Annotated in this window: 30 protein-coding genes; 12 read left to right on the top strand and 18 right to left on the bottom strand. The window is 34.5% G+C overall.

All coding sequences use genetic code 11. The annotated features are described in order from the left end of the window. Positions 1-213 precede the first annotated feature (213 nt). Genes yhaM through Q3V31_RS29845 form a run of 3 tightly spaced genes read right to left on the bottom strand, consistent with a single transcriptional unit; the run spans position 214 to position 5,362 of the window. On the bottom strand, positions 214-1,158 hold the full coding sequence (gene yhaM / locus Q3V31_RS29855; RefSeq protein WP_000726647.1) for a 3'-5' exoribonuclease YhaM: 945 nt from the start codon (positions 1,156-1,158) through the stop codon (positions 214-216). Positions 1,159-1,199: 41 nt separating this feature from the next. Further along, positions 1,200-4,124: an ATP-binding protein gene (locus tag Q3V31_RS29850; RefSeq protein WP_329767655.1), complete on the bottom strand. Its 2,925-nt coding sequence runs from the start codon at positions 4,122-4,124 to the stop codon at positions 1,200-1,202. Beyond that, positions 4,121-5,362, bottom strand: a complete 1,242-nt coding sequence (locus Q3V31_RS29845) for a metallophosphoesterase family protein (RefSeq protein ID WP_016128867.1) — start codon at positions 5,360-5,362, stop codon at positions 4,121-4,123. The genes Q3V31_RS29850 and Q3V31_RS29845 overlap by 4 nt, the downstream gene beginning before the upstream one ends. Positions 5,363-5,714: 352 nt before the next feature. Here Q3V31_RS29845 and Q3V31_RS29840 point away from each other — a divergent pair, with 352 nt between their 5' ends. Next, positions 5,715-5,900, top strand: coding sequence for a YhzD family protein (locus Q3V31_RS29840; RefSeq protein ID WP_000539551.1), 186 nt, complete (start codon positions 5,715-5,717; stop codon positions 5,898-5,900). A 26-nt stretch (positions 5,901-5,926) separates the two neighbouring features. On the opposite strand, the gene Q3V31_RS29835 is transcribed toward Q3V31_RS29840, so the two are convergent. After that, on the bottom strand, positions 5,927-6,289 hold the full coding sequence (locus Q3V31_RS29835; protein ID WP_329767654.1) for a hypothetical protein: 363 nt from the start codon (positions 6,287-6,289) through the stop codon (positions 5,927-5,929). A gap of 154 nt (positions 6,290-6,443) precedes the next feature. Here Q3V31_RS29835 and Q3V31_RS29830 point away from each other — a divergent pair, with 154 nt between their 5' ends. From Q3V31_RS29830 to Q3V31_RS29810, 5 genes are all read left to right on the top strand, one after another. Beyond that, positions 6,444-6,584 (top strand): YflJ family protein, encoded by a 141-nt coding sequence (locus Q3V31_RS29830; RefSeq protein ID WP_000273535.1) that lies wholly within the window; start codon positions 6,444-6,446, stop codon positions 6,582-6,584. A gap of 130 nt (positions 6,585-6,714) precedes the next feature. Further along, a complete protein-coding gene (locus tag Q3V31_RS29825; RefSeq protein WP_071735739.1) occupies positions 6,715-7,707 on the top strand; it encodes a zinc-dependent alcohol dehydrogenase family protein in 993 nt (330 codons plus the stop codon). A gap of 117 nt (positions 7,708-7,824) precedes the next feature. After that, positions 7,825-8,130, top strand: a complete 306-nt coding sequence (locus Q3V31_RS29820) for a hypothetical protein (protein ID WP_090812966.1) — start codon at positions 7,825-7,827, stop codon at positions 8,128-8,130. Positions 8,131-8,312: 182 nt separating this feature from the next. Beyond that, positions 8,313-8,993, top strand: coding sequence for a FadR/GntR family transcriptional regulator (locus Q3V31_RS29815; protein ID WP_071735741.1), 681 nt, complete (start codon positions 8,313-8,315; stop codon positions 8,991-8,993). Positions 8,994-9,063: 70 nt separating this feature from the next. Continuing rightward, entirely contained in the window at positions 9,064-10,251 is a 1,188-nt protein-coding gene (locus Q3V31_RS29810) for an MFS transporter (protein WP_329767656.1), read from the top strand. Positions 10,252-10,370: 119 nt separating this feature from the next. Here Q3V31_RS29810 and Q3V31_RS29805 read toward each other — a convergent pair whose 3' ends face one another. The 4 genes from Q3V31_RS29805 to Q3V31_RS29790 all read right to left on the bottom strand — a co-directional run bounded on the left by Q3V31_RS29805 (position 10,371) and on the right by Q3V31_RS29790 (position 11,881). Next, a complete protein-coding gene (locus tag Q3V31_RS29805; protein ID WP_000637510.1) occupies positions 10,371-10,682 on the bottom strand; it encodes a YbjQ family protein in 312 nt (103 codons plus the stop codon). A gap of 136 nt (positions 10,683-10,818) precedes the next feature. Beyond that, a complete protein-coding gene (locus Q3V31_RS29800) occupies positions 10,819-11,022 on the bottom strand; it encodes a DUF4028 family protein (RefSeq protein ID WP_329767651.1) in 204 nt (67 codons plus the stop codon). Between the two features lie 151 nt (positions 11,023-11,173). Continuing rightward, on the bottom strand, positions 11,174-11,704 hold the full coding sequence (locus tag Q3V31_RS29795; RefSeq protein WP_329767650.1) for a general stress protein: 531 nt from the start codon (positions 11,702-11,704) through the stop codon (positions 11,174-11,176). Positions 11,705-11,740: 36 nt separating this feature from the next. After that, positions 11,741-11,881: a hypothetical protein gene (locus Q3V31_RS29790; RefSeq protein ID WP_001004564.1), complete on the bottom strand. Its 141-nt coding sequence runs from the start codon at positions 11,879-11,881 to the stop codon at positions 11,741-11,743. 223 nt (positions 11,882-12,104) lie between these two features. On the opposite strand from Q3V31_RS29790, the gene Q3V31_RS29785 reads away from it, so the two are divergent. From Q3V31_RS29785 to Q3V31_RS29775, 3 genes are all read left to right on the top strand, one after another. Beyond that, positions 12,105-12,356, top strand: a complete 252-nt coding sequence (locus tag Q3V31_RS29785; RefSeq protein WP_071735745.1) for a hypothetical protein — start codon at positions 12,105-12,107, stop codon at positions 12,354-12,356. A gap of 205 nt (positions 12,357-12,561) precedes the next feature. Next, positions 12,562-15,252, top strand: a complete 2,691-nt coding sequence (locus Q3V31_RS29780; RefSeq protein WP_329767649.1) for a response regulator — start codon at positions 12,562-12,564, stop codon at positions 15,250-15,252. A 16-nt stretch (positions 15,253-15,268) separates the two neighbouring features. Then, positions 15,269-16,126: a CheR family methyltransferase gene (locus Q3V31_RS29775; protein ID WP_000429031.1), complete on the top strand. Its 858-nt coding sequence runs from the start codon at positions 15,269-15,271 to the stop codon at positions 16,124-16,126. Between the two features lie 39 nt (positions 16,127-16,165). On the opposite strand, the gene Q3V31_RS29770 is transcribed toward Q3V31_RS29775, so the two are convergent. The 5 genes from Q3V31_RS29770 to Q3V31_RS29750 all read right to left on the bottom strand — a co-directional run bounded on the left by Q3V31_RS29770 (position 16,166) and on the right by Q3V31_RS29750 (position 19,711). Next, positions 16,166-17,308 (bottom strand): fused response regulator/phosphatase, encoded by a 1,143-nt coding sequence (locus Q3V31_RS29770; protein WP_000025527.1) that lies wholly within the window; start codon positions 17,306-17,308, stop codon positions 16,166-16,168. A gap of 326 nt (positions 17,309-17,634) precedes the next feature. Next, entirely contained in the window at positions 17,635-18,075 is a 441-nt protein-coding gene (locus Q3V31_RS29765) for a ferritin-like domain-containing protein (RefSeq protein ID WP_000017769.1), read from the bottom strand. A 69-nt stretch (positions 18,076-18,144) separates the two neighbouring features. Continuing rightward, the gene (sigB, locus tag Q3V31_RS29760; RefSeq protein ID WP_329767648.1) at positions 18,145-18,921 is read right to left on the bottom strand and encodes an RNA polymerase sigma factor SigB; all 777 of its coding nucleotides are present in this window, start codon (positions 18,919-18,921) and stop codon (positions 18,145-18,147) included. Further along, positions 18,884-19,366 carry an anti-sigma B factor RsbW gene (rsbW, locus tag Q3V31_RS29755; protein ID WP_329767647.1) on the bottom strand — a complete coding sequence of 161 codons (483 nt, stop codon included), beginning with the start codon at positions 19,364-19,366 and terminating at the stop codon, positions 18,884-18,886. Before rsbW ends, sigB begins: the two co-directional genes overlap by 38 nt. Positions 19,367-19,372: 6 nt before the next feature. Further along, positions 19,373-19,711: an STAS domain-containing protein gene (locus tag Q3V31_RS29750; RefSeq protein ID WP_033656528.1), complete on the bottom strand. Its 339-nt coding sequence runs from the start codon at positions 19,709-19,711 to the stop codon at positions 19,373-19,375. 197 nt (positions 19,712-19,908) lie between these two features. Here Q3V31_RS29750 and Q3V31_RS29745 point away from each other — a divergent pair, with 197 nt between their 5' ends. Beyond that, positions 19,909-20,109 (top strand): methyltransferase, encoded by a 201-nt coding sequence (locus Q3V31_RS29745; RefSeq protein WP_002140674.1) that lies wholly within the window; start codon positions 19,909-19,911, stop codon positions 20,107-20,109. A gap of 163 nt (positions 20,110-20,272) precedes the next feature. Here Q3V31_RS29745 and Q3V31_RS29740 read toward each other — a convergent pair whose 3' ends face one another. The 3 genes from Q3V31_RS29740 to Q3V31_RS29730 all read right to left on the bottom strand — a co-directional run bounded on the left by Q3V31_RS29740 (position 20,273) and on the right by Q3V31_RS29730 (position 21,225). Beyond that, positions 20,273-20,524: a GlsB/YeaQ/YmgE family stress response membrane protein gene (locus tag Q3V31_RS29740; protein ID WP_000522902.1), complete on the bottom strand. Its 252-nt coding sequence runs from the start codon at positions 20,522-20,524 to the stop codon at positions 20,273-20,275. A gap of 75 nt (positions 20,525-20,599) precedes the next feature. Beyond that, positions 20,600-20,800 (bottom strand): CsbD family protein, encoded by a 201-nt coding sequence (locus Q3V31_RS29735; RefSeq protein WP_001293462.1) that lies wholly within the window; start codon positions 20,798-20,800, stop codon positions 20,600-20,602. 35 nt (positions 20,801-20,835) lie between these two features. Further along, entirely contained in the window at positions 20,836-21,225 is a 390-nt protein-coding gene (locus Q3V31_RS29730) for a YflT domain-containing protein (protein WP_000448803.1), read from the bottom strand. 275 nt (positions 21,226-21,500) lie between these two features. On the opposite strand from Q3V31_RS29730, the gene Q3V31_RS29725 reads away from it, so the two are divergent. Both Q3V31_RS29725 and Q3V31_RS29720 read left to right on the top strand, forming a co-directional pair. Then, positions 21,501-21,971: a hypothetical protein gene (locus Q3V31_RS29725; protein ID WP_000724571.1), complete on the top strand. Its 471-nt coding sequence runs from the start codon at positions 21,501-21,503 to the stop codon at positions 21,969-21,971. 269 nt (positions 21,972-22,240) lie between these two features. Continuing rightward, positions 22,241-22,348, top strand: a complete 108-nt coding sequence (locus Q3V31_RS29720; RefSeq protein ID WP_000505671.1) for a YjcZ family sporulation protein — start codon at positions 22,241-22,243, stop codon at positions 22,346-22,348. Positions 22,349-22,824: 476 nt separating this feature from the next. Here the strand turns inward: Q3V31_RS29720 and Q3V31_RS29715 are convergent, their stop codons facing one another. Both Q3V31_RS29715 and Q3V31_RS29710 read right to left on the bottom strand, forming a co-directional pair. Next, a complete protein-coding gene (locus tag Q3V31_RS29715) occupies positions 22,825-23,769 on the bottom strand; it encodes an acetyl-CoA carboxylase carboxyltransferase subunit alpha (protein WP_098666005.1) in 945 nt (314 codons plus the stop codon). 32 nt (positions 23,770-23,801) lie between these two features. Further along, positions 23,802-24,248 (bottom strand): MarR family winged helix-turn-helix transcriptional regulator, encoded by a 447-nt coding sequence (locus tag Q3V31_RS29710; RefSeq protein ID WP_000817660.1) that lies wholly within the window; start codon positions 24,246-24,248, stop codon positions 23,802-23,804. Between the last annotated feature and the right edge of the window lie 445 nt (positions 24,249-24,693).

Genomic DNA, 24,693 nt, shown 5'->3' with positions numbered 1-24,693 from the left:
GTTAGTTCAATAAGAAGTAAACAACTTTATTATTCATTTTTTAAGTATTATATAAACAGATGGATGTAATTTGAAACAACTTTAAAGAGCCTTGCTACGTAGAATGTAGTAAGGCTCTTAGTTTTTAATAATCAAAATTCAATAACTTTATTATCATAATACAACAGCCCCACTAAGCTTTTAACACTTAATGAGGCCATTCTATTCACAATCTTAATTATGGAAAGTTGGCTTATAGAACGAACGATTATCAAGTGCAAAGACACGCTCTGTGTATTCGCCTGGTTTTGTGCGTCCTAATGCACGGTCCATCATATTCATTTTTGCATCTAAGTTATCGATGTAGTGCAGAATTTCTGCTTCTTTTACTAACGGTGGTTTTGGGCTACCCCATTCTGCTTTTCCGTGATGGGAAAGGACGATGTGCTGAAGGATTAATACTTCTTCTGCATCGATGTTCAGCTCGTCTGCTGCTTTACCAATTTCGTTCACCATAATTGAAATGTGGCCAAGTAAATTCCCCTCTAACGTATAAGTTGTAGAGATTGGGCCAGATAGCTCAATTACTTTACCAAGGTCGTGTAAAATAACGCCCGCATATAGTAAGTCTTTATCTAACGATGGGTATAGAGCCGAGATAGCTTTCGCTAAATCTAACATCGATACGACATGATAAGCTAGTCCAGATACGAACTCATGATGATTTTTCGTCGCTGCTGGATATTCTAAAAATTCGTTTTGGTGCTTATTTAACAAATGTCTCGTTAGACGCTGAATGTTCGGGTTTCTCATTTCAAATATGTATTGCGTAATTTTTTCAACCATATCTTCTTTTTTCACTGGTGCTTTTTCTACGAAATCCGAGATATCTGTTACTTCATTTTCATTCGCAACACGGATTTGTTTCACACGTAATTGAATACGTCCTTTGTAGTTTAAAATATCTCCAGCTACTTTAACGATTGTTTCCGCTACATATTGTTTCTCAACTTCTGGCGATACGTCCCATAGCTTCGCTTCAATATCTCCACTTGGATCTTGTAAGATTACTGTTAAAAATGGTTTCCCATTGCTTGCTAGACCTTTTGTCGCTGTTTTAATTAACAAGAAAACATCGACTTGTTCACCAACTTCATATTCTGCAATTTTCTTTTTCATTCGAATTCCTCCACCAAATCAATTACTTTTAGTATAGCATACTACAACTCATTTTCTTTACGCTTATGCGTTAATTTTATAATCTGTTTTTCTGTAAAATACGTTAATAAATGCGCATGACATGTAAAGAAGATGACTTGTCTATCTTTCGCAATTTCCTTTATTAGTTCAATCGTACGATTCGTCCTTACCGCATCAAAATGTACGAAACTATCATCAATAATAAATGGATAATCATGCTCAAACGTTTTCGCTAACGCAAATCGTAACGATAAATATAACTGCTCTGCTGTCGCTTGGCTTAGTTCATGACTGTAAAAACGCATACCGTCGTTACGCTCAACGATGAACGGTTCCGCCTCTGACGGTGAAAATATTTTACTATATCGTCCGCCTGTTAAATAGACGAAATACTCTTCTGATTTTTGTAAAATACGCGGAAGATGCACTTCATGATAATATTGCTTCGTTTTCGTTAATACTGTCTTTGCCGCCGCATATGCAGCCCACTTCTTCACTTGTTCACGTACTTGCGTTTTCTTCATTTCCCACTCGTGCATTAAATCACCATACGTACTGCCTTCTTCTAAATTCGCAATTTCCATACGATGTTTCGCAATACGCTCTGTCAGTTCTTTTTCCTTTGTAAGACAGTTTTGCACGGCTGTCAGTTCTTGCTTTAACTTTTCATCATAACCGTCAGCCTCATAATGCTCAGCTAATGACAAACTCGTTAAGCGCTGTTCTAAAAGATCAATTTGAGGTAATAAACGCCCCATTTGCTTATCCGCATCTTCACGTTTTTCTGCCCGCTTACCTGCTTCTAAAAACATCTCTTCATCAGTAGAATCTGCAATATGCCATAAGTTATCTCGTTCTACTAAAAGTTGTTTTAATTGCTCTTGCATGAACTCATATTCTTCTCGCCATTCCGCCAGCTTCTCTTTCAGCTGCTTACAAGTTTGGCGCTTCTCTTTCTCATTTTGCATACGACTTTGCGCCTCATGCAAATTACCATACTCCGTGCTACCGATAACAGTTTCTAGTTTATGTTCAAATTGCGTAATCATTTCATATAATGAAGATTTCCGCTCGCCTTGTTTATCTAGCTCACGATATAATTGCTGTATTTTTTCAATACGCTCAAACGCTGGCAACATGTGTGCATACGTAAAAAATTCAGGGAACATATAGCGCGTTTTATATGCATCTACTTGTTCTCCTATTTGGAAAGTTTCTCGCTCCCATTCTTCATACGATGAAACGACTTTATCATAAGCTCGTTCCATTTGCTGCAATTTATAAGACTCCCGCTCAAATAACTTTCGAATCTCTTCATCCTTTTCTAACTGATAACGAACGGACATCGCTTCTTCACTTTGACGACCGCCAGCACTTTGCTGAAGAGTAAGGAGTTCTTCTTGTAATCCGCTTGATGGATCTTTATATAAAACGAGTGCTACAACAATCCCTACAAAAGCAATGACACTAATAAATAATAGCACGCGGTTATCTATAAATAGACTCGTGAATAAAACAAGCGTGTTAATAAGAAGTAAAAGAAGACAAACTCTTTGCCACTGTTTTTTCTTTTGCTGAGCTTTCCCTGCTTTCTCTTCATACTTACGCTTCATTCTCTCTGCGCCCATACCGATAAACGCCGCATCTTGAAATGACTTTTCTTTCTCCACTAACGTATTTCGTTCTTCATCCGCTAACATTTGTTTCTGAATCTGTCTTATATTTTCTTCTTGCTCTTCTAATTGCTCCTGAGCCGTTTTAAAACGTTCATCTAGTTGTGCTTTTTGCGATTCTAATTCACGCGCCTTTTGCACAGTTTGCGTAATTAATCCTTTCGTCGCTAAACTTATATCAAATGAAAGAACCGTCTCTTGTTCAAAAGTGGCTCCAATTTGTTGCTCTAGTTCTGCGATTTCTTCTTTTATATTCGCAATACTTCCCGTCATATCACGCATTTCTTGGCGTGCATTTTCATAAGACATGTGCTGCATACGAAGTTCTTCTACGTGACTTTCTTTTTGTAAAAATGCTTCATCTATTTCTGTGGAATCAATTTCTGATTGCACTGCTTCTATCTTTTTTTGAAGTGAATCTACTTGTACTTGGAGCGGCTCTATCTTTGCCTTTACCGCCTCATAGCGCGCCATTCCGTTTACAGGAAACTGCCCGTTCTCGTTTTCTAACACTTTCTCGTGCGCACTCTTTTCAATAACGAGAGGCTCAAGCGCTGCTAATATTTCATAGTCTTGCTTTCGTCTTTCGGCACTCTCTTTCTCCGCACGAACAAAAGCAAGTTTCTCTTCACTTTCTTTTAACTGCTCGACCTGTTTTTCATACGTGCCAATCTTCCCTTGCCACTCTTTCATCTTTTCTTCAATTTTCTTCATCTCTTGCAGTGACACGTTAATTTCAGGATTACGACCACTCGGCTTAAAGCGCTGATTCATTTCTTTTTCTAATTTTTTATCTAACTGCAATAACGCATCGCTTCCGACTGCACTTGCCGAAAATAAATAATTACCGATATCCGCTTCGCCCAATTGATGAATATTTTGCAAACCATGCATATCAAATGAAAAAACAGAATCAAATAAGCTTTCATTCACACCGCTTAATATATCGTTTAAAATATCTTCGCCGCCAGTTTTCCCGTCTTCAAAATAAACGGTCACCGCGCCTACTGCCGTCTTTGGCAATCGTTCAATTTTTAAACGGCCGTACTTTTCTGTTTGAACAGTAACTGCTCCGCCATACTTCCCGCCTTCTTTCGGTTCATAACGGCGCTGTCCTCTCGTTGGAAAACCGAATAAAATACTTTTCATAAACGAGCGAATTGTCGATTTCCCCGCTTCATTTTCACCGTACAGTACCGTCAGCATTGACAGATCCATTTCCACATTTTCTAGTTTTCCATAGCCATAAATATGGAGTTTTTCCATTCTCATTTTTTATCCCTCTCTTGCTGGAATAATTGCTCTAAAATAATATTTTCTGCTTCCTTTTGAATCTCTTTCTTCTCTTCTTCCGTAAAAGCTTCAATGCTATTACGCGCTACAGGAGATGTCCAAATGGTGCGCAACACTCCGTCCATATTTGTAAAAGCTTCTAACTCTTTTAGCACACTACCGACGAAATGATTTTCCTCTTTCAAACGTTCAATTTCCGCAAAAGAAACCGTCTCATTTTTCCACTTCATCGCATACACGAAATCTTTTCGCTCTTCGCCAGCTGCTAAAATATGAAAAATCTCTTCCACGCGCTTGTCTTCACGCAAATAAGGAGAAAGTGGGCCTTGTCCTGTAAATACGACAGTTAGTAGCGTGCCTTCCTCTTCTCTTCGGCATTCATTCATCTTGGTTGATATTACCGTCATAAGTTCATCGACAGTTTCCAGTCCATCAATATTCACTTCAATTTCATCCCATACAACATCCGCCGTATGGAAAAATGAACACTGCGATCCTTGTTTCGTGAGTTCAATAAGGTATGCACCTTTCTCGCCGGTCTCCTTACGATGACGGCCTTGTATATTACCTGGATAAATAATATACGGCTCTTCTGATAAAATTTCACGTTTATGTATATGGCCAAGAGCCCAATAATCAAACTGCTTTTCTTTCAGCTCTCGAATTTGAAACGGTGCATAGCGATTATGCTCTGCATCCCCTTCCACACTTCCGTGAAGCATTCCAATATGAAAAGGCGCATCACTCATTTTCGTATACTGCGCTGTCATATTATCCGTTACCGCTTGCTGCAAATAACTAAACCCATAAATAGAAGCTAACAGCTCACCATTTTTATAAAATGATTTCTCTTCTACATAAGGCTCTGTAAACACATGAACATTTTCCGGAAACTCAATTGCTGCCCAGCTTCCCCCTAAATGATCATGATTACCATGAATAATAAAAACAGGGATATCGTACTGCGAAAGTCTCTTCATTTGCTCGCGCACAAACACTTGCGCCCTCAAACTTCTCGTCTCCGCATCATACAAATCCCCGGCTAGCAATACGAAATCAACGCGCTCTTGAATCGCTTTATCAACAATACGCTCGAACGATTCAAACGTACTCTGCTTCATTCTCTCCCAAACAGACTGCGCAACATTCATCTCCATCCCTTTAAACGGACTATCCAAATGCAAATCAGCCGCATGTATAAACTTCACTTGTTTCACAAATAACGATCCTTTCTATAGTTCAAAAGTTTCATTTTATCCGCATGAACACAAACAATACATGCTCAATTGGTCAAAACTAGTAATAAGCAGGAAATAAAAAACTCCCCACTGATTAAAGTGTCACTTTACCCCGTATTAACGGGCAGTAGGCAAAGAAGCCAATCTGAAAGTAAACTGCCCATAAATACCCGATTGATTCAACTAATAACTAGTGGGGATGAAAAGACTCCCCATTAGTTAAAGTTTCACCTTATTGTAACACGCAATGTCATATATTTCTTTGCATATTCTAGTGATTTATGCCAAAATAGTTATAAGATTCTGATTTTTATTATTGGAGGGAATTTTCATGGGAGTATACGTTCTAACAGTCTTTGAAAAAGATGGTTCTAAAGCATTAGATGAATCATTCGAGGCGGCAACTGAAAAAGAAGCGAAAGCAAAAGGTGAATCTATTTTACAAGAAAAAGGATTGTATGAAAAAACACATCGCTGCACATCTTCTGCAGGTAAGCTCGTTTTATTCCAGCGCTAAAAAAAAGAAGCGTTATCCGCTTCTTTTTACTCTACTATATCTTCGTCACACCACGTAAACGCCACATCTAGAATGCGATTACCGATACGTACGCGCTTATTCCATTTACCTTTTTGGATCTGATGTTGCAATTCTGCTTTCATCTTTTCCGTCCAGTCGTGAATCGTTTCACTACCGTCGTACGGATATACGCTTGGAAACTCTTTCTGCAAAAGATGCAAACTCTCTGCATCAAAATGAAAATGGAAGAAGTAGTTTGCTGTAAGCGATGGTTCTTGCAATCGTAAAAAATGATCATCAACTTGCTTTCTATTTCTATAGAAAGTAAAGATATTCACTTTACCGCTCGTAATTTGGTCAATTTGAATTTCGTGCTTCTCTATAATCACGTCTTGCCCACCTCGTTATATACTATCCTTAGTATATATGTCTTTTGCAACAAAGTTAACCATTTTCGCGCGAAATTCATTTCCTTCATTATATTACCTGTACCTCCAAGTACAATCAGAACAACTAAAAACAAAGTTGAAGGGGAGCGATCACATGTATTTCGGAAGCAAAGGTTGGTATGTAAAAGAACTTAAAAAATTAGGTATTCGTACTTATGAAGGTAAAAAACTAGAATCTTATCGTACACATATTTTATCTAGTTTACTTGAGAGAATGAAGAAAGCTTCGGCTTAATAGATGTAGGAAGCAACTACGGTTGCTTCCTTTTTATTTTGCGCATATCCCCTCCTACATGTAAATGAAACAAGCAATTGAACCGCAGATGTTATAATACATTTAACTACACTAAGGGGGAACGTTTATCTTGCACGGAAAACACATTCAATTTCACAAGTTTGGTAACCCAAAAGATGTATTACAAGTTGAATATAAAAATATAGAACCATTAAAAGATAATGAAGTTTTAGTTCGTATGTTAGTTAGACCGATTAATCCATCTGACTTAATTCCCATAACCGGAGCGTATGCGCATAGAATCCCTTTACCTAACATACCTGGTTATGAAGGTGTTGGTATTGTAGAAGATATAGGCGCGGGCGTTTCTAGAGACCTTATCGGTAAACGTGTTTTACCTTTACGCGGAGAAGGTACTTGGCAAGAGTTCGTTACAACATCAGCTGATTTTGTAGTCCCTATTCCTGATTCAATCGATGATTTTACAGCGGCACAAATGTATATTAATCCCCTTACGGCGTGGGTCACATGTACAGAAGCGTTAAACTTACAGAGTAATGACGTTTTATTAGTGAATGCTTGCGGATCCGCTATTGGTCATCTATTTGCGCAGTTATCACAAATTTTAAACTTCCGATTAATTGCTATTACAAGAAATAATAAGCATACAGAAGAATTACTACGCCTTGGTGCTGAGTATGTAATTGATACCTCCACTGCCCCACTTTATGAAACAGTTATGGAATTAACAAACGGGCTCGGTGCGGATGCTGCGATTGATTCTATCGGGGGACCGGATGGAAATGCATTAGCTTTCTCCTTACGTCCAAATGGGCACTTTTTAACTATCGGTCTTCTATCTGGGATACAAGTAAACTGGGCAGAGATTGTTACGAAAGCAAAGGTGCACGCGAATATATTTCATTTACGACATTGGAATAAAGAAGTATCACCATATAAATGGCAAGAGACGTTTCGTCACTTAATTCGCCTAGTGGAAAATAAGCAATTACGTTTCATGAAAGTACATTCTACGTATGACTTAACAGATTTGAAAACTGCGGTTGATGTCGTTCAATCTGCTGAGAAAACAAAAGGGAAAGTATTTTTGACGAGTTATTAAATACAATGGAACAAGTCCTTTTGATTGACCTTTTAAATAGACTAGACAGTACGTTTAGCGGCTTATAATTGTAATTATCTGGTATGATTCTATTAAAAGGTGAAAGGAGATTTTAACATGTGGTTAATTTCGGCAATTGCGCCTGTTGTAATAGTCGGAGGAATTGTAGTATATGTGATTAGAAGGCTTAAACATAAATATAACAACGGTAACTTAGGTAAAAAAAAATCAAAAAACGCTCAAGTTTTATTAGATAGTTTAATACCAATGGGAATGCTTTTAGGCTGTTTAATCGGTATAATTGTCGACATATTTTTCCCGGATTATTCACTGTTTACAGTTGGTTTAGGGGCTGGAATAGGCTATTTATTTGGATTTTTTGCCTATGAAATTTATAGCAAGACAGGAAACGATTTTTCATAATCTAAAAACAAACACAATTGTAGAATAAGCGAGGCCAGTACATATGAGTCATATAAAATATGTACTGGCCCTTCAATTATTTCATCAACGTTATCCCCCCCACCTCAACTACCTAAAAAATAACATTGTCAACAGAACTTAAATTGGTTATCATAAAAGCGAATGTAAGAGGAGATGAGCAGATGAATATAAACGAAAAGAAATCTTTTTCAAAAGTTTCTCGGCGGAAATTAGTCGATGAAGTGTTGGAACGTTTACAAGAAAAAATCTTTTCTGGCGAGTATGAAGTTGGTGATCGACTCCCTACAGAGCCGCAATTAATGGAAGAGTTAGGTGTAGGGCGTTCGACGCTGCGAGAAAGCATAAAGATATTAGTACATGCTGGCATCTTAGAAGTTCGACAAGGACAAGGTACTCGTATTGTCTCACTAAATACAACACAAGATTCATTTGAAAAACGATTGCAAGCAGCTAATATTAATCATGTGTATGAAGCAAGAAATATGTTAGATAAAGAAGTAGCGATGTTAGCGGCACAGCGCCGAAGTGAAGAGGATCTTTTATACTTAAAAGGACATTTGAATAAACGAAAAAATGCCCTTCATGAAGGAAATTATGTAGCATACATAGATGCAGACATTCAGTTTCATCTAGCAATTGCAAAGGCGAGCAAAAACGAAGTTCTACTTGATTTGTATCAATCTTTCGTACCTGCCCTTCGCCACATTTTAAGCCAATTAATATTAAATACAGTGAACTATGAAGATAACTCTGACATTCATGAAAAGTTATTCCAAGCTATTTTAAAACAAAATACCGAAGAGGCACGAACATACGCTGTTCAAAATTTGGAGCTGAAATAAGCTCCTTATATAATGCATTTAAACATCAGATGATATACTCAATAACATCTGATGTTTAAGAGAGGAGAAAATCAAATTGAAGCATCAAGAACGAACTTATTTGTATATACTAGCACTATTTTTTGTTTCCATTAATTTACGTATCGGAATCACATCTGTTTCACCTTTATTAGAAACAATCCGACAAGATTTAAATATAAGCAATTTTTCCGTTAGTTTTTTAACAGCTATTCCGGTTTTTTGTATGGGGACATTCGCCTTACTGACTGGGAAGGTCATTAAAAAATATGGGGCAGAAAAAGCAATTATGGCTTGTCTTATTTTAATTGGGTTTGCTACATGTATGAGGGCTTTTACCTCTTCCATTTCCACATTATTCGCGAGCTCTTTATTTATCGGCATTGGAATTGCACTTGCAGGTCCGTTACTATCAGGGTTTATTAAAGAGAAATTCCCTACGAAAATCGGCTTAATGATTGGAATATATTCAGTAGGCATGGGAACTGGCGCTTCTTTAAGTGCAGGATTAACGATTCCTTTACAACATGTATTAAAAGACGATTGGAATATGGCACTCGCTTTTTGGGGTGTGCTTACTATTATCGCTATTATATTTTGGTATCCGGTTATAAAACAAAAAAAGAATACGAGCACACAAAATAAAAAGAATAATAGCTTACCTTTAAGAAATACGAAAGCATGGTTGTTCACAATCTTTTTCGGACTACAATCAGGAATCTTTTACTCCATTACGACTTGGCTTGCGCCCGCAAATCAAAGTATGGGTGTCAGCGGCGAGCAAGCTGGTACTCTTATAACTGTTTTTACAGTTGTTCAAATGATATGTAGCTTTTTAATTCCAACATTAGCCGATATTTATAAAAACCGAGCACTTTGGTTATTAGGTAGTATATGCTTTGTACTCGTAGGTTTATCGCTTATGATTTACCCACTAACTACACCATGGATCCCTTCTATTTTACTAGGTATCGGGCTCGGCGGCGTATTCCCACTCGCTCTCATGCTACCGCTATATGAAACAAAAACTTCAGAAGATGCGAGTGCATGGACTGCTATGATGCAGTCAGGAGGATATATTATAGGCGGATTTATTCCAGTCTTAGCAGGAATCGCTCGTGACTATTTTGATGGTTATACGCAAGTTTTTATTATAATGGCACTTTTAAGCTTAATTTTGTTCCTATTAACTTTAGTCATGAACAAAAAGAAAATAGAAGCAAAAGATCTTATAGCTTAAATAAAAAGAATGAGCTTTTTCCTAAAGGAGCAAGCTCATTCTTTTTACTTCTACTACTTGAAAACAAAAAAAGCCCCTCAAAGCATACGCTTCAAGGGGTGAGCCTGTTTTTTATTTACTTATATACGTACAGCTGTACCACTTACAGCAACCATTAACATTCCATCACGAACAACTTCGTAATCTACGTCAATACCAACGATAGCGTTCGCACCTTTTTGTTTTGCAAGTTCTTTCATTTCATCCATCGCGATATCACGAGCTTCTTTTAGCTTGCTTTCATAAGAACCAGCACGGCCACCGACAACATCACGAACTGAAGCAAATAAATCACGAACAATATTTGCACCCATAATAGCTTCACCATTTACAATATCAATATACTCAATAATTTCTTTACCTTGGATTCCAGACGTTGTTGTTACAATCATGACTGACACTCTCCTAATAAGTTGTAGTTTTAATAAGCTTTCTTATGTCTTTATTATGACATGGAAAAAGTATCTAATCTATTGAATTACCTTACAGGAGTGTGACAATTTTGTAAGGATGAAACGCCTATTATTTTTAATAAAGCGCTTTAACATTTGGATACATAAATGATTCTCTATTTTCTCTCCAGTCCTTTTCTACTTCTTTAAAGGTTGGTCGCCCTAACTCTTCCTTGTTTTTCTGTTTACGAAACCATTTCTTCACATACTGATCTCCATTTTTCCTTTGAACCGTACAAAGGAAACTATTACTACTATCCTTTACTATTTTTACAATCACGAAAAGACGCTCCTTCCCTTTTCAATAACAGAATAGAACTTGATCTTTTACTATAAGCCCTTCCTCTCTTATAGCCATACGACTCCTCGGCCGCGCCAAAGTTGTAAGATCAAAAAACAATATTCACTATGTTTAATATGTGACGTACATATTATTTAAAGAAATCAGAGTTATAAGCATTATGTTTATCAAATATTTTATAGATTTCTAACTTATCATCTAATTTTGCATCTACTAAAATTAATATATTTCCATCGTAAATGTATTCTTCATATTTCTTAGCATGTTCTTCAGGAATTCCTAATCCGATAAATGCTCCTCTTAAACTTCCAGCTCCTCCGCCAATACCGGCTCCTCCAATAGCTGCTGCGATAGGTCCTGCCGCTACGATTGGACCCATTCCAGAAACGGCAAGTATACCAAGACCTGTTAATAAACCGCCGAGTCCGCCTGCTACTCCTCCTGCCACAAGCCCTGTCGCTGAAAAGATATCCGCTTTATGTGCAGTTTCATGATTCACCTTTTCACCCGATTTTTCTTCCAGATGTTCAATTTCCTTTTGATCCTTTGCAATAGCTGAAATATTATCCGCCGAGTATCCTTTATCATTTAATTCATTAATAACACATGCCGCATCATCAATTGTTCTAAAAACACCTACTATTTTTCTATCTACATTCATAACTATTAACCTCCTAAAATTTTATATAATGTATCTTTATCTTTCTTCATTTCTGTATACACTAATCTTCTTATTAACATAACCATTTACGAAAAAAGCGAATAATAAAAGGATTACAAGCGAACTACTTAACAAGTAAATTAAATCAAATGTAATATCAATCATCATTTCATTCATGTATACCAGACTCCTTTTTATTTAAAGTAAAAGTATATTTTTATAGGCTAGAAATCTTATAATTCATCTTCAGTCAATCTCTTTGTAGTATATGTATACCCTTCGTAACCCTTTCTAAACGTAAAAATACTATAATTATATTTTTTCTTATTTATATGTTTAACATTTTTTAAAGCGGGTATGTTTATATTGTTATGCTTACTATATGGAAAGGAATATTTCGATGAATGCAATCCAATCTACTACTATTCTTTATAATGAAACACCTACAATAACGCAGATGCATCATTTTTATGCTTTAATGACAACATTTCAAACTAATTTATTTATAAGTAAACATGGAACACTTACTTCTATTAAAAGCTTAAGCACATTAATATCCTTTTTCCTTACTGTAAAAAAGAGAGAGCTTGTATTATTTATCTTTGAAGGAATAGATGCAAAAAAAGCTTTAAGAACACTCTTTCCTTCTTAAAAGTTTTATTATCCCCCTATTCCCTCGATCGTTACTTTTCATATATGTTTTTATATTTCAAAATGATTTCCTCTATTAAAAAAGAACCCCCTAATACAATAGGGGGATTTCTAGTTTGGCCTTATAAAAACTGATATAATATATATTACGTTTTTCATTCTTTACAATTGAAAACTTTGAATAACCTTGAAGGTAGGAATTTTTAATGAAATCGAAAGCAAAATTTAGTATTCGCTACAAAATTATGGCTGGTTATTTAGTTATCATTTTGTTCTTACTTATCTCTTTCATTATGTTAAACAATGAGATTTCTAATTTACAAAAATCTCGTAATTTTATTATTGATCACGATTTTAAAGTTCTTAATTTAACGAATCAAGTGGAGAAAGAATTGCTAACAATTGAAAATAAAGCGAAAGGATTTATTACTTCTAATGATGCAAATTACGTTCAATCCCTTAACGCTGCAGAAAAGGATTACGAAAAACATTATCAAGATCTTTTTGCTCTATTAGAGGATAACCCCTCTCAGCAAGAAAAATTAAAACAGATTAATGAAAACATCAATAGTTGGATTAATAAAGAGATTCACCCATTAATTACAAATCACAATAGTAATAACATACAAGCAATCGATACGACTCAAATTCAATCATTACAATCGCAGCTAACTGGCTTCCGTGGTGTAGAGGAGCAACTAACGAAAAAAAGAGCTGCACAATTAGATACTGAAAATAATAAATTAGAGCTTTGGTTATACAGTTTATTGTTCTTACTTTCTTGTATTTCCATTATCGTTTCACTTTATATTTCTAATTCCATTACAAAAACGATTAAAAATGTAATTCAAGCTATTAAATCTATTTCTTCTAAAGAAAAAATTACTGAAAGAATTCATGTAAACACACATGATGAAATAAAAGATCTTGCTCATACAACGAACCATCTACTAGACGAAATATCTAAAAGGGAGTGGTTACAAACCGAGCTTGCAGAATTAATTTTAATGTATCAAGGTGTACCTTCTATTGAGATGTTAGGTAACAAAATTCTTAGTGGAATGATACAAAAAACGCAAACTTCTTGCGGTGCATTCTATGTACGTGAAGAAATTGAAGACACTGTCTACTATGTGAAGAAAGCTTCTTTCGCCGATCAAGGTTCTGATGTTGGAAAACAATCCATTAAAATGGGTGAAGGTTTAATTGGGCAATGTGCTTTAGAAAAACAAAGCTTTATTCTTCGAGAAATTCCAGAAGAATTTCGTTATGTCACTAGCGGCTTATTAGAAATACGCCCTCAAAACCTACTAGTCATCCCTATCTTATTTGAAGATGAAGTGATTGCAGTAATGGAGTTAGTAAGTGTAACTGAGATTTCAGACTTGCATCAAGATTTAATTCAACAAACTGTTGATAACCTAGGTTTAACAATCCATAGTATTATGGGACGTATGCGAATTCAAACTCTTTTACATGAATCACAAGCAATGACAGAAGAGTTGCAAGTTCAATCAGAAGAATTGCAAACGCAAGCTGAGGAACTACAAATGCAAGCCGAAGAATTAAGAACAACGAATGAACAATTAGAGGCTAGAACGGAAGAGGCCGAGCAAAAGACAGCTGACTTACAAATTACTAAATCAGAATTAGAAGAAAAAGCAAGTGAGTTATTACGTAGCTCAAAATACAAATCAGAATTCCTAGCAAATATGTCACATGAATTACGCACACCATTAAATAGTATTTTACTATTATCTGAAATGTTAAGAGAAAATCATGATAATCATTTATCCGATGATGAAATTGAATTAGCAACTGTCATTCATTCATCAGGGAAAGATTTACTTACTCTAATTAATGACATACTAGATTTATCTAAAGTAGAAGCAGGCAAACTAGACATCATTTTTGAAGCAACGAACATAAGTGATATGGCAGCAAATATGCATCAAAACTTTTTACATATAGCTGCACAGAAAAATGTTGAATTTATGATTGAAGACAGTGATACGATTCCTGATCTGTTTTATACAGATGCAAAACGGATTGAGCAAATTATTAAAAACTTATTATCCAATGCATTTAAATTCACAGAAAAAGGATCCGTTTCTTTACATTTCGATTCGATAGAAACAACCAATTTGAGTCATGATATGCAGTCTATAAGTAAAGATTGGATTACAATTTCGGTAAAAGATACTGGTATTGGTATCGCTACAGAACAGCATCAACTCATTTTCGAAGCCTTTCAACAGGCAGATGGCGCAACGATTCGAAAATATGGTGGTACAGGATTAGGGTTATCTATTTGTAAAGAGTTTGCTAGATTATTAGGTGGTTGGATTACGTTAGAGAGTAACGTAGGAGAAGGCAGTACTTTCACCGTATATATCCCTAACCTTCCAAATGGGTTAACTGATATACAAGTATCCAATTTAGAAGTTGCAGCAACGATAGAAGATGTTATTCCTGCTGAAGTTATTGAGGAAACTATCGTGACGCCAGAAACAAATAACGTCTTCCAAGAGAAAACTATTTTAATTGTCGATGATGATCATCGAAATATATTTGCATTACAAAACGCATTAGAAAAACAACATGCCAATATTATTACTGCACAAAACGGCATAGAGTGTTTAGAAATACTAAAAAACAATACAAATATTGACCTTATTTTAATGGATATTATGATGCCGAATATGGACGGTTATGAAACGATGGAACATATCCGAATGAACTTAGGGTTACATGAAGTACCTATTATCGCATTAACTGCTAAAGCAATGCCAAATGATAAAGAAAAATGTTTATCTGCTGGCGCTTCAGATTATATAAGTAAACCATTAAATTTACATCAACTTTATTCGGTAATGAGTGTATGGTTAATAAAATAAGTGAGGTTTAGTTTAAGTGGAAAATAAGTATTATAATTTTGATCCATCCGTAGATATGGATAAGCGCACGAACTTAGAAATTGAATTACTGTTGGAAGCGGTATTTAAACTATCTGGCTTCGATTTTCGCCAATATGCTCGTACATCTATTTATAGAAGAATTTGTAATCGAATGCAGCTCTCTAATATCCCAACCATTTCAAAGTTAATTGAAAAAGTAATTCATGAGGAAGGGTTTTTAGAACAGTTATTAAATGATTTCTCCATTAATGTAACTGAAATGTTCCGTAACCCTAACTTTTTTAAAGCGCTAAGAGAGCATGTGATTCCTGAATTAAAAAAGTATCCTGAAATTAGAATTTGGCATGCTGGATGCGCAACCGGTGAAGAAGTATTATCAATGTCCATCTTACTTCACGAAGAAGGATTAAGTGAAAAAGCTGTTATTTACGCAACAGATATGAATACCGATGTGTTAGAAAAAGCAAAACAAGCTATCCTTCCGTTAAATAAAATGCAAACTTATACGAAAAATTATTTACAAGCTGGTGGTACACAAGCATTTTCTAACTATTATTCAACAGATAATCGTTTCGCTTATTTTAATCCCTCTCTTTTACAAAACATTATTTTTGCACAGCATAATTTAGTAACCGATCAATCTTTTAACGAATTTCATATTATACTTTGCCGTAACGTTTTAATTTACTTTACGAGTAAACTTCAAAACCAAGTACAGCAACTATTTTATGAAAGTTTAGGTCACAATGGATTCCTATGTTTAGGAAATAAAGAAACTCTTCGTTTTTCACATATAATGCCGCATTATATCCAATTTAATCCGAACGAACAAATCTATCAAAAAATACAATAAAAAGCGTATGAAATCCTCTGTTTGGATTTCATACGCTTTTTATTTCGCATTCGTTTGTATCATAATTAGACACATATCATCTGATTGTGCTTTCTTCTGTTCTTCCTTATAAAACCCTTCTATCTCTCCTTCTAAATCTCCCCATTTTCTTTCGGTAAAAGCACGTAATTTCTCTTCAGATTCAAATTCATCATTTGCAATTGCTTCAAGAACACCATCTGTAAACAATACGATTTGAGCGTTCTTCTCAAAAGGTATAACTGTCTTTTCAACTTTTATTTCATCAAAAAATCCTACTGCACAACTCCCGCGATTTAGTTCCACTACATTCGCTTCATCAACTAAAACGTATCCAGAAGGATGTCCTGCATTTACATATTCAATTGTTCTCTTTTCTGTATCAACTACTAAGTATATCGCTGTAAAATAATATGGGATATTGTCATTCTCATTATGTAAAAGAGTCATATATTTATTTAAGTCTTTAATGACAAGTTCTGGATCGATTAAACATTTAATCGATTCACGTAATACAGACGAGATAAACATACAAACTAATGAAGCAGATATACCATGTCCCATCACATCTAATAATATAATACCGTAGCGGTTTTCATCGATTTTATACCAATAATACATATCTCCAGCTAGTTTGAATGAAGGTAGGTAACTTGCTTCAATTTTTATATGATCTTCTCTTAATGGGCTACTTAATAAGTTTCTTTGTACTTGTGTAGCTAAATCTAATTCATTACGAAGATTTTCCTCTTGTTCTTTATGCCAATTTAATTCTGATTTCAAGCGTAATGCTACACGCATACGCGCTAACAATTCAACTTTATTTATAGGTTTCGTAATATAATCCATTGCGCCTATATCAAGCGCTTCAGCTAATTTATTCGCATCTTCTAAAGCTGTTACAAAAATAATAGGAATATCTTTAAACTTCTCCTCTTTTTGTAATCGCCTACAAACTTCAAGTCCATCAATTTCAGGCATCATAATATCTAATAGTATTAAATCAATTTCATTATGCCTGGAAGAATCTTTTCCAAAATGGATGTATTCGAAAAGCTCTTGTGCAGAATTAAGCGATACAAGATCCTGATATCCGGCTTGTTTTAAAATTTTTTCAATTACAAAGATGTTAACCGGATTATCATCGACAATTAAAATGGACACAAGTTATTTCCCCTTTTCTTATTTAAAATGTAAATCTATTATCATTTTCTATTTTTCTAGTATTGCATACTCAGTTACAAAATGAAAATTTCCTACTCAAACATATTTATACAGCAAAAGAACAAACCCCCCTAGAAATGAGAGTTTGTTCTTTCACTCTATAAAGTGAAACTTTAATCAGTGGGGGTTTTCTTCATCCCCCACTGATTATTAGTTGAACCAATCGGACTTTAATGGGCAGTTGATCCCCCACCTAAATTCTTTGCTTTCGCTGAATTTTGAGGTGGGGGTCTTACTGCCCATTAAAGTGGGGTAAATTTCCACTATTAATTTAACACCATTGCCTTGTCACTTAAAAGACGATCTAATTCTTCCATATGATTTGTTTCATCTGCGATCATATCTTCTAACTTTACAACTAACTCTGTCATATTTAATTTCGCTGCCTGTTCTTTTCTCGTTTCATAGCGCTTAATTGTTTCATATTCTGATTGTCTAGCTTCTTCTAACATTTCTCTAACATCTTCTACTTGTTTCACTGGTAAAGGGATCGTAGTAGGTGTACCACCTAGCGTCTTAATTTTCTCCGCTAAATATAGGGCATGTCCTTGTTCATCACTAATTTCAGATTCAAAGAAAGGTTTTAACACTTGTCTATATATACCAGAAACTGTAGCTGCATTATGGTTATACATAATAATTGCCGAGTATTCTCCTGCTAAATCTTCATTCAATCCTTTGATTAGCTCTTTCACATCGTGTGACATTTTAATATCTCCTCCTATACTTAATAACTACCCCTTTTCTCATATTTTAAACATAATTTTTTAAAATTTTTATGTATCTAAAAACGCCGCTTGCTTCAATTTACTTATCGCTTGTCTTTTAATACGAGAAACGTGCATTTGTGAAATACCTAACCGTTCCCCTGTATCCTTTTGATTTAAATTTTCTCCAAATATATAATGAATAACACTCTTTTCCGTATCATTTAATACGTTAAAAATATCATCTAAAATAAGGCGCCTTTCTGTCTGTTCATATCCTTGCTCTACCTCACCTACAGATTCAATTCTCGCTACCGAACTTCCATCAGATGAATTTTCAACTACATCATCTAAGGAAGATACTCGATAATTATTTTTTGCATCTATAATTTCTAGCACTTCTTCTTCGGATAGTCCTAAATGATCCGCAATCTCTATAATCTTCGGTGAACGTTGCAGTTGATCTGTTAGCTCCTCTATCGCAAGTTTAATCTTCCCACCTAAATCTTTAATTCGCCTTGGAACATGAATACCCCAAGTTTTATCACGTAAATACTTCTTTATTTCTCCTACTATCGTAGGTATTGCAAACGGCTCAAAAGCATTCCCTATCGAGTAATCATACCTTCTTATTGCGCCTAAGAGCCCTAACATTCCTACTTGTATAATATCCTCATGCATCGGCCCACCTTTTGAATAGCGATATGCAATGGAATGTACGAGGTTTTTATAGTGATTAACTAATCTTTCCTGTGCTTCATCACATTGGTTTTGTTGGAATTCTGCAATTAGTTTAATAACGTCTTCTTTAGCAAGATTTGTAGGTTGAGATTGGATTTCCATCATTCTCCACCTGCTCTCTTTGTATATATTTTGTCATTAAAACTGTCATGCCCTCATCATGCATAATTTGTATATCATCCATTAACGTATTTATTAAATATAAACCTAAACCATTTTCCGGCAAATGTTCTACTGGTTTATTAATATCATACGGACCAACTTTCCTTTTTAAAGTGCTAAAATCAAAGCTAACTCCATTATCCGCAACCATAATTTCTAATCGATCTTCATATAGACCAAAGACAATTGTAATTTCTCCAACGTCTTCTTTATATGCATGCTGTACAATGTTTGTACATGCTTCACTAATAGCAATTTTCATATCTTCTATATCGTCATAAGCAAAGTCCATTCGATTCGCAACACCAGCCATTGTTAAACGAATAATAGCCACATATTCTGCTTTTGCAGGAATTTTCATTTCTATCTTTTCAAATTTCTCCATCATCCCTAGTCACCTTCTTTCTACTTTTTCAATATCTGAATTCAAATTTAATATTTCTGTTAGTCCTGTAATATCAAATAATCTTTTTAGTCTTTTAGATACACCAATAAACTCTAGTTTTCCATCATTTTTCTTAATTGCTTTTAATAGAGCTATAAAAACGCCTAAACCTGTACTATCCATATACTCTACCTCAGTAAAATCTACTACAATATGAACCTCTTTTTCGCTTGCAATAGGCATAATCTTATTTTTTAAATCTGATGCCGTATACGCATCAATCTCACCATTAAGTTGTACCGTATAACCTACATCATTTTGCAAAATATTTACTGCCAAATTCATCATTTCCGCCCCCTTATCTAAAACTTCTACTATGTAATTACCCATAAAAATTAGTTTTAAACATATTTTTTCATTTTAATTATAAATAAATTTTCTACACCTTTCTCAGCTTAACACTAAAAAAAATACTACCAAATGTTTAAACCTTATAAATTTGTGTATGTATAATGTATAAACATTATTTTTAGGGGGATCTATCTATGGAAGAGCACAGCTTTAAAAAGGGAGATTTTGTTCAATTTTCTTATCGACACGATCATGCTACAAAATTAATTGGTTCCATTATTAACATACTAACGAATACAATTGTAGTTGATATAGGTAATAGCGAGGACTTATCTCATATAGAACCGAGGCAGGTCGTAAGAATAAATAATTGTAAAAAAGTAACGATAGCTTAATATGTAATCTCAATCAGTGGGGACATCCTCACTGATTCCTATGTAAAATACATTAAAAAAGCATCCAAATTATTTTAATTGGATGCTTTTTTATGTATATTTATTAGTTCATTCACTTTATAGCTATATATAATAAACTTAAGATTACTATTCATTATCATACTTACGCTTTCCGTAGCATTCTAGAAAAGAATGTAACGATTAAAATAAAGACGATTGCACCTAATAAAGCTGGAAGAATAAAGATGCCTCCCCATTCAGGACCCCAATGACCAAATAACGCACTACCTACCCAAGATCCGATTAATCCGGCAATAACATTACCAACTATACCTAAAGGAAAGTCTTTTCCTGTAATCATTCCAGCTAACGCACCAATAAGTCCACCTACAATACACGTAATAATAAGTCCCACAATTAAACCTCCTATATTATTTTTATATTGGATTTATCAAGCTTTGGTATGTAACCAAAGCTTGATAAACATGTATTATTCTTTATTATCCAATCCATCACTTACCTTTTGTTTCACTTTTCCGACTTTTTCTTTTATCGTTCCCTTCGTCTTCTCCCACTTCCCTTCATTTTTCAACTTTCTATCCTCTGTAACTTCACCAATTCCTTCTTTTATTTGTCCTTTTTTCTTTTCAACCTTACCCGTAATTTGTTCTTTCAGCCCGTTCTCACTCATATTTACAATCTCCTTTTCGTAATAGATTTATAGATTTAAAGGGTATACATGCATCTTCTTTCTTGTAACCATTCACCAACTCTTTCTAAATCCTTAACGAATAACAAGATTTTTCCTTCATCCAGTTTTTCTTCATAGAAGTTAGCTTCTTCCTCATTAAGTCCTAACTCTTGCATCTTATTTCTTAACTGATCTCCCGTTTTTTGAAAGACGTTAATAATGCTTGTCCCAAGTCCCTCCTCTTTTATTCCAATTGTATTCACGTCTGCATTGTCTGCGATTCTATCTGTCCTATCTTTCTCATGTGTTAATACGTAAATATCTTTTTGGTCTATTCCTTTCTTCACTAGATCATTCGCCGCATTCATGACCTCTTTCTCCGTAATAAATTCATATACAAAAGGTTTACTATACTTCGTTTCCATCTTTAACTTCCTCCTCTAAAATGAATTATTTGTTATATTATATGTAATACACCCATTTTCGAAATGTTAAACATAAAATATGAAAAAAATTATGTGAATTTTGATTTTGATAGAGAATGAACCGCATATTTTTCATATATACGCTTCATATTATTCATACGAACATCATTAAAACTAGTAAACATGTCTCCCTACGATTTACAAAGTTATCTCCTTACAATAACTACCTAAATTAGCAGAATATTGTTATAATTAAAATTAGAGGAGGAGATAAAATGAAAAAAATCACTTACATATGTGCTCTAAGTGTTCTATCTTTCACTTTAATAGGTTGTACAAGCACTTCTACTACAAATAATACTCCAAAAACTAAGCAAGAAAATACGAAAAATGCCATTCAATTAAACTCTGCAGACATTACAAATATTGAGTTATTTAGAACAACAAGTAATACTACTTCCAAATCTCAAACAGATAACGAGGAAATGATACAATCAATCGCTTCAGCAGTCCAAAACGGAACACCGAAAACAATCACACTAGATCAAAAAAAGAAACAATCTGCGCATTCTACTATAACCGTTACATATAAAGATGACGCAAAAGAAGAGTTTCTTGTGTGGGTTGATACTAAGGAACAAATTACGATTGCTAAAGATGAGAAGAAAGATAAAGTAGAAGCTGTGACGGTGAATATTAAAGGCGCTAAAATAATGAAGGATTTTTTTAAAAATGATCAAACATAAAAGTATCCCCATCAACTTAAGGATTCAAAATTAGCACAAAATTTTGTTCAGAAATACTATAAAATTTCAGCCTAATAGGTAAGTGGCGAGACCCTATATTATTAAACTTAAAATGTTTCAAATTGAAGGAAGACACCTTATAAGGTGTCTTTTCTTTATTTTCAAAAGGACCTGCTCCATTTATTCGTAAAAGTATAAAATAAATTGAATCCGTTAAAACACATGAGTGAACCTTTGTTTTCCCCCTCCTATCTAAAGGAGGAACTGTTATGGGCTTTGGTGGTAGTTGTGGCGGCTGTGGCTTCGCTGGAGGATTTGCTTTATTAGTTGTATTGTTTATTTTATTAATCATCGTTGGAGCTAGCTGCTTCTGCTAAAAAACTATCGGAAAAGACACTCATGTTAGTGTCTTTTCTTCATGAAAAAATCCCCGTGCTAAACAAAAAATAAAATAAGCTGCCCATATGGACAGCTTATTTATATAATTATCGTTATTGGAAGTAAAGTTTTAAAAGTAATTTATCCATAGTGATATTAAAATTACTACTAACAGGGGGAGCACCACATTGCCATCAACCTAAGCTTTTGAGATACCCCCATACCGAAATTTTCACCTTTTTACAGTTATTTATGAGAATTCAGCTCATTTTTTCGTTTTGGGGAACAATCAATTTCTTAAGTTGATGGGTATGTGATAATGCTTCCATTTGAACAAATTTTCCTTTTCCATACCGATCACACACCCTTTGTAGAGTAATAGTATCAGCATATCCCAGTTTAAGAGGTTAATTACAAAATATTTAGAATTTTTTTGCGAGAATCCTTCGAAATGTAATACGGACTTTAAATATTTTCATTTATAATTCTCTATTTGTCTATACTTTTCATACCGCTGTTGTATAAGCTCTTCCGAGGATAATAGTATCAATTTTTTTAGAGATGATTCGATTACAGATTCAATCATTTTTGCCTGTGATTTTATATCATTTTGTGCTCCACCTTTAATTTCAGGAATGATTTCATCAATAATTCCTAAATGTTTTAAATCTTTTGCTGAAATTTTCATATGTTCAGCAGCTTCTGGAGCATACTTAGCGTCCTTCCATAGGATAGATGCTGCTCCTTCTGGCGAAATTACCGAGTACCATGAATACTCTAACATATGGATATGGTTACCGACACTAATGCCAAGAGCTCCACCACTTGATGCCTCTCCAATTACAATACAAACAATTGGCACTTTAAGTGTAGCCATTTCAAATAGATTTCGAGCTATCGCTTCAGAAATTCCACGTTCTTCAGACCCTTTCCCTGGATAGGCGCCTATTGTATCAATAAATGTAATAATAGGGCGATTAAATTTATCAGCTTGTTTCATAAGTCTTAGCGCTTTTCTATAACCTTCTGGATGTGCCATTCCAAAATTTCTTTCTATATTTTCCTTTGTATTTCTACCTCTTTGATGACCAATAACCGTAACGGGCATCCCTTTAAATTTTGCAATACCACCTATCATTGCTTTATCATCACCATATAATCGATCACCATGAAGTTCGAGAAAGTTTGTAAACAATAAAGGTATATAGTCCAATGTCGTGGGCCGGTTACGTAGCCTTGCAATTTGAACTCGTTGAAAAGGTGTAATATTAGAATAAATTTTATCTTGCATTTTATTTAAACGTTTTTCTAATACATGAATTTCTGGCGATAAATCTACATTATTTTCTTTCATAATTTTCTTTAATTCATCAAATTTCTCTTTTAATTCAATAATAGGACGTTCAAAATCCAAACTCATTTTACCCTCCAAATGTTATGATTTACCTCACTCTAATCAAAAGGCTTAGAAATAGAATCAATAAATAATTCAAAACCATCCACAACTATTTTTTGTTCTGATTCTGATAAATTATTGAGAATACTTTGATAAAATGTAATGGATTGCTCTCTTAAGCAATTAACAGTTATGTGACCTTTTTCTGTGAGGTGCAGAAAAAGTTCTCTTCTATTTTTTTCATTTACTTCACGATAAATAAGCCCCTTTTTTACTAACTTATCTACCAATCTACTTACAGTTGAAGTCTCTAATCTAAGTTTATTGGCTAGTTGCCAAACAGTTAATTTTTCCACCTCTAGTTCCTCTAACGCCATCATTTGAGAAGTTGGTAAAGGTTTTTCAAATGGTCCATTGGGCAAATTTTGAGATTCAAAAACCCCAGTTATTATAATCATTTTCTTAATATCTGTTCTTAGTTTTAAGGCATCTTCTCTTTTCAAAAAGGTCACCCTCCTACAATTAATGTATCATACATCAATTGTATTATACATGAATATGTTTTTTTCACAAGCTTAACGTAAGCCAATATTACAACATGGACGAGATATTTCTTCTTGTTAAAATGGTATAAGTGGATTGTTTTCTACAAATGGCAGAACATCAATTATGTATCAGGGGCCTTTATGGGGTACCGCTCATCGCAATCAAGCTAAGAAAATAAAACTACCCAAAAAACGAAAATTTTGTGATAACTTGTAACAAAAAACTCATAATTTTTTGGGGGAGTTCTAAATTCTTAAGTTGATGTGCATGGGGGAGCACCACATCGCCATCAAGCTAAGAGTGCCAAGAAAGTATATGCAAGTGTGCTTCTTTGGAATTTCTACGACTCTATTAAAGTTGTGCATAACAAATAAACCTATCAATTAGGTGTTTAAAAAAACA

This window comes from Bacillus nitratireducens (assembly GCF_036320425.1).
In the GTDB taxonomy this organism is placed as follows: Bacteria; Bacillota; Bacilli; order Bacillales; family Bacillaceae_G; genus Bacillus_A; species Bacillus_A nitratireducens.
This window is presented reverse-complemented; position numbering and strand designations above follow the sequence as displayed.

Excerpts from the sequence above, each read along its gene's own strand:
- yhaM (WP_000726647.1), bottom strand. The coding sequence starts at position 1,158 with ATGAAAAAGAAAATTGCAGAATATGAAGTTGGTGAACAAGTCGATGTT.
- Q3V31_RS29850 (WP_329767655.1), bottom strand. The coding sequence starts at position 4,124 with ATGAGAATGGAAAAACTCCATATTTATGGCTATGGAAAACTAGAAAAT.
- Q3V31_RS29840 (WP_000539551.1), top strand. The coding sequence starts at position 5,715 with ATGGGAGTATACGTTCTAACAGTCTTTGAAAAAGATGGTTCTAAAGCA.
- Q3V31_RS29830 (WP_000273535.1), top strand. The coding sequence starts at position 6,444 with ATGTATTTCGGAAGCAAAGGTTGGTATGTAAAAGAACTTAAAAAATTA.
- Q3V31_RS29820 (WP_090812966.1), top strand. The coding sequence starts at position 7,825 with ATGTGGTTAATTTCGGCAATTGCGCCTGTTGTAATAGTCGGAGGAATT.
- Q3V31_RS29815 (WP_071735741.1), top strand. The coding sequence starts at position 8,313 with ATGAATATAAACGAAAAGAAATCTTTTTCAAAAGTTTCTCGGCGGAAA.
- Q3V31_RS29805 (WP_000637510.1), bottom strand. The coding sequence starts at position 10,682 with ATGATTGTAACAACAACGTCTGGAATCCAAGGTAAAGAAATTATTGAG.
- Q3V31_RS29795 (WP_329767650.1), bottom strand. The coding sequence starts at position 11,704 with ATGAATGTAGATAGAAAAATAGTAGGTGTTTTTAGAACAATTGATGAT.
- Q3V31_RS29790 (WP_001004564.1), bottom strand. The coding sequence starts at position 11,881 with ATGAATGAAATGATGATTGATATTACATTTGATTTAATTTACTTGTTA.
- Q3V31_RS29785 (WP_071735745.1), top strand. The coding sequence starts at position 12,105 with ATGAATGCAATCCAATCTACTACTATTCTTTATAATGAAACACCTACA.
- Q3V31_RS29780 (WP_329767649.1), top strand. The coding sequence starts at position 12,562 with ATGAAATCGAAAGCAAAATTTAGTATTCGCTACAAAATTATGGCTGGT.
- Q3V31_RS29765 (WP_000017769.1), bottom strand. The coding sequence starts at position 18,075 with ATGTCACACGATGTGAAAGAGCTAATCAAAGGATTGAATGAAGATTTA.
- sigB (WP_329767648.1), bottom strand. The coding sequence starts at position 18,921 with ATGATGGAAATCCAATCTCAACCTACAAATCTTGCTAAAGAAGACGTT.
- rsbW (WP_329767647.1), bottom strand. The coding sequence starts at position 19,366 with ATGATGGAGAAATTTGAAAAGATAGAAATGAAAATTCCTGCAAAAGCA.
- Q3V31_RS29750 (WP_033656528.1), bottom strand. The coding sequence starts at position 19,711 with ATGATGAATTTGGCAGTAAATATTTTGCAAAATGATGTAGGTTATACG.
- Q3V31_RS29745 (WP_002140674.1), top strand. The coding sequence starts at position 19,909 with ATGGAAGAGCACAGCTTTAAAAAGGGAGATTTTGTTCAATTTTCTTAT.
- Q3V31_RS29735 (WP_001293462.1), bottom strand. The coding sequence starts at position 20,800 with ATGAGTGAGAACGGGCTGAAAGAACAAATTACGGGTAAGGTTGAAAAG.
- Q3V31_RS29730 (WP_000448803.1), bottom strand. The coding sequence starts at position 21,225 with ATGGAAACGAAGTATAGTAAACCTTTTGTATATGAATTTATTACGGAG.
- Q3V31_RS29725 (WP_000724571.1), top strand. The coding sequence starts at position 21,501 with ATGAAAAAAATCACTTACATATGTGCTCTAAGTGTTCTATCTTTCACT.
- Q3V31_RS29720 (WP_000505671.1), top strand. The coding sequence starts at position 22,241 with ATGGGCTTTGGTGGTAGTTGTGGCGGCTGTGGCTTCGCTGGAGGATTT.
- Q3V31_RS29715 (WP_098666005.1), bottom strand. The coding sequence starts at position 23,769 with ATGAGTTTGGATTTTGAACGTCCTATTATTGAATTAAAAGAGAAATTT.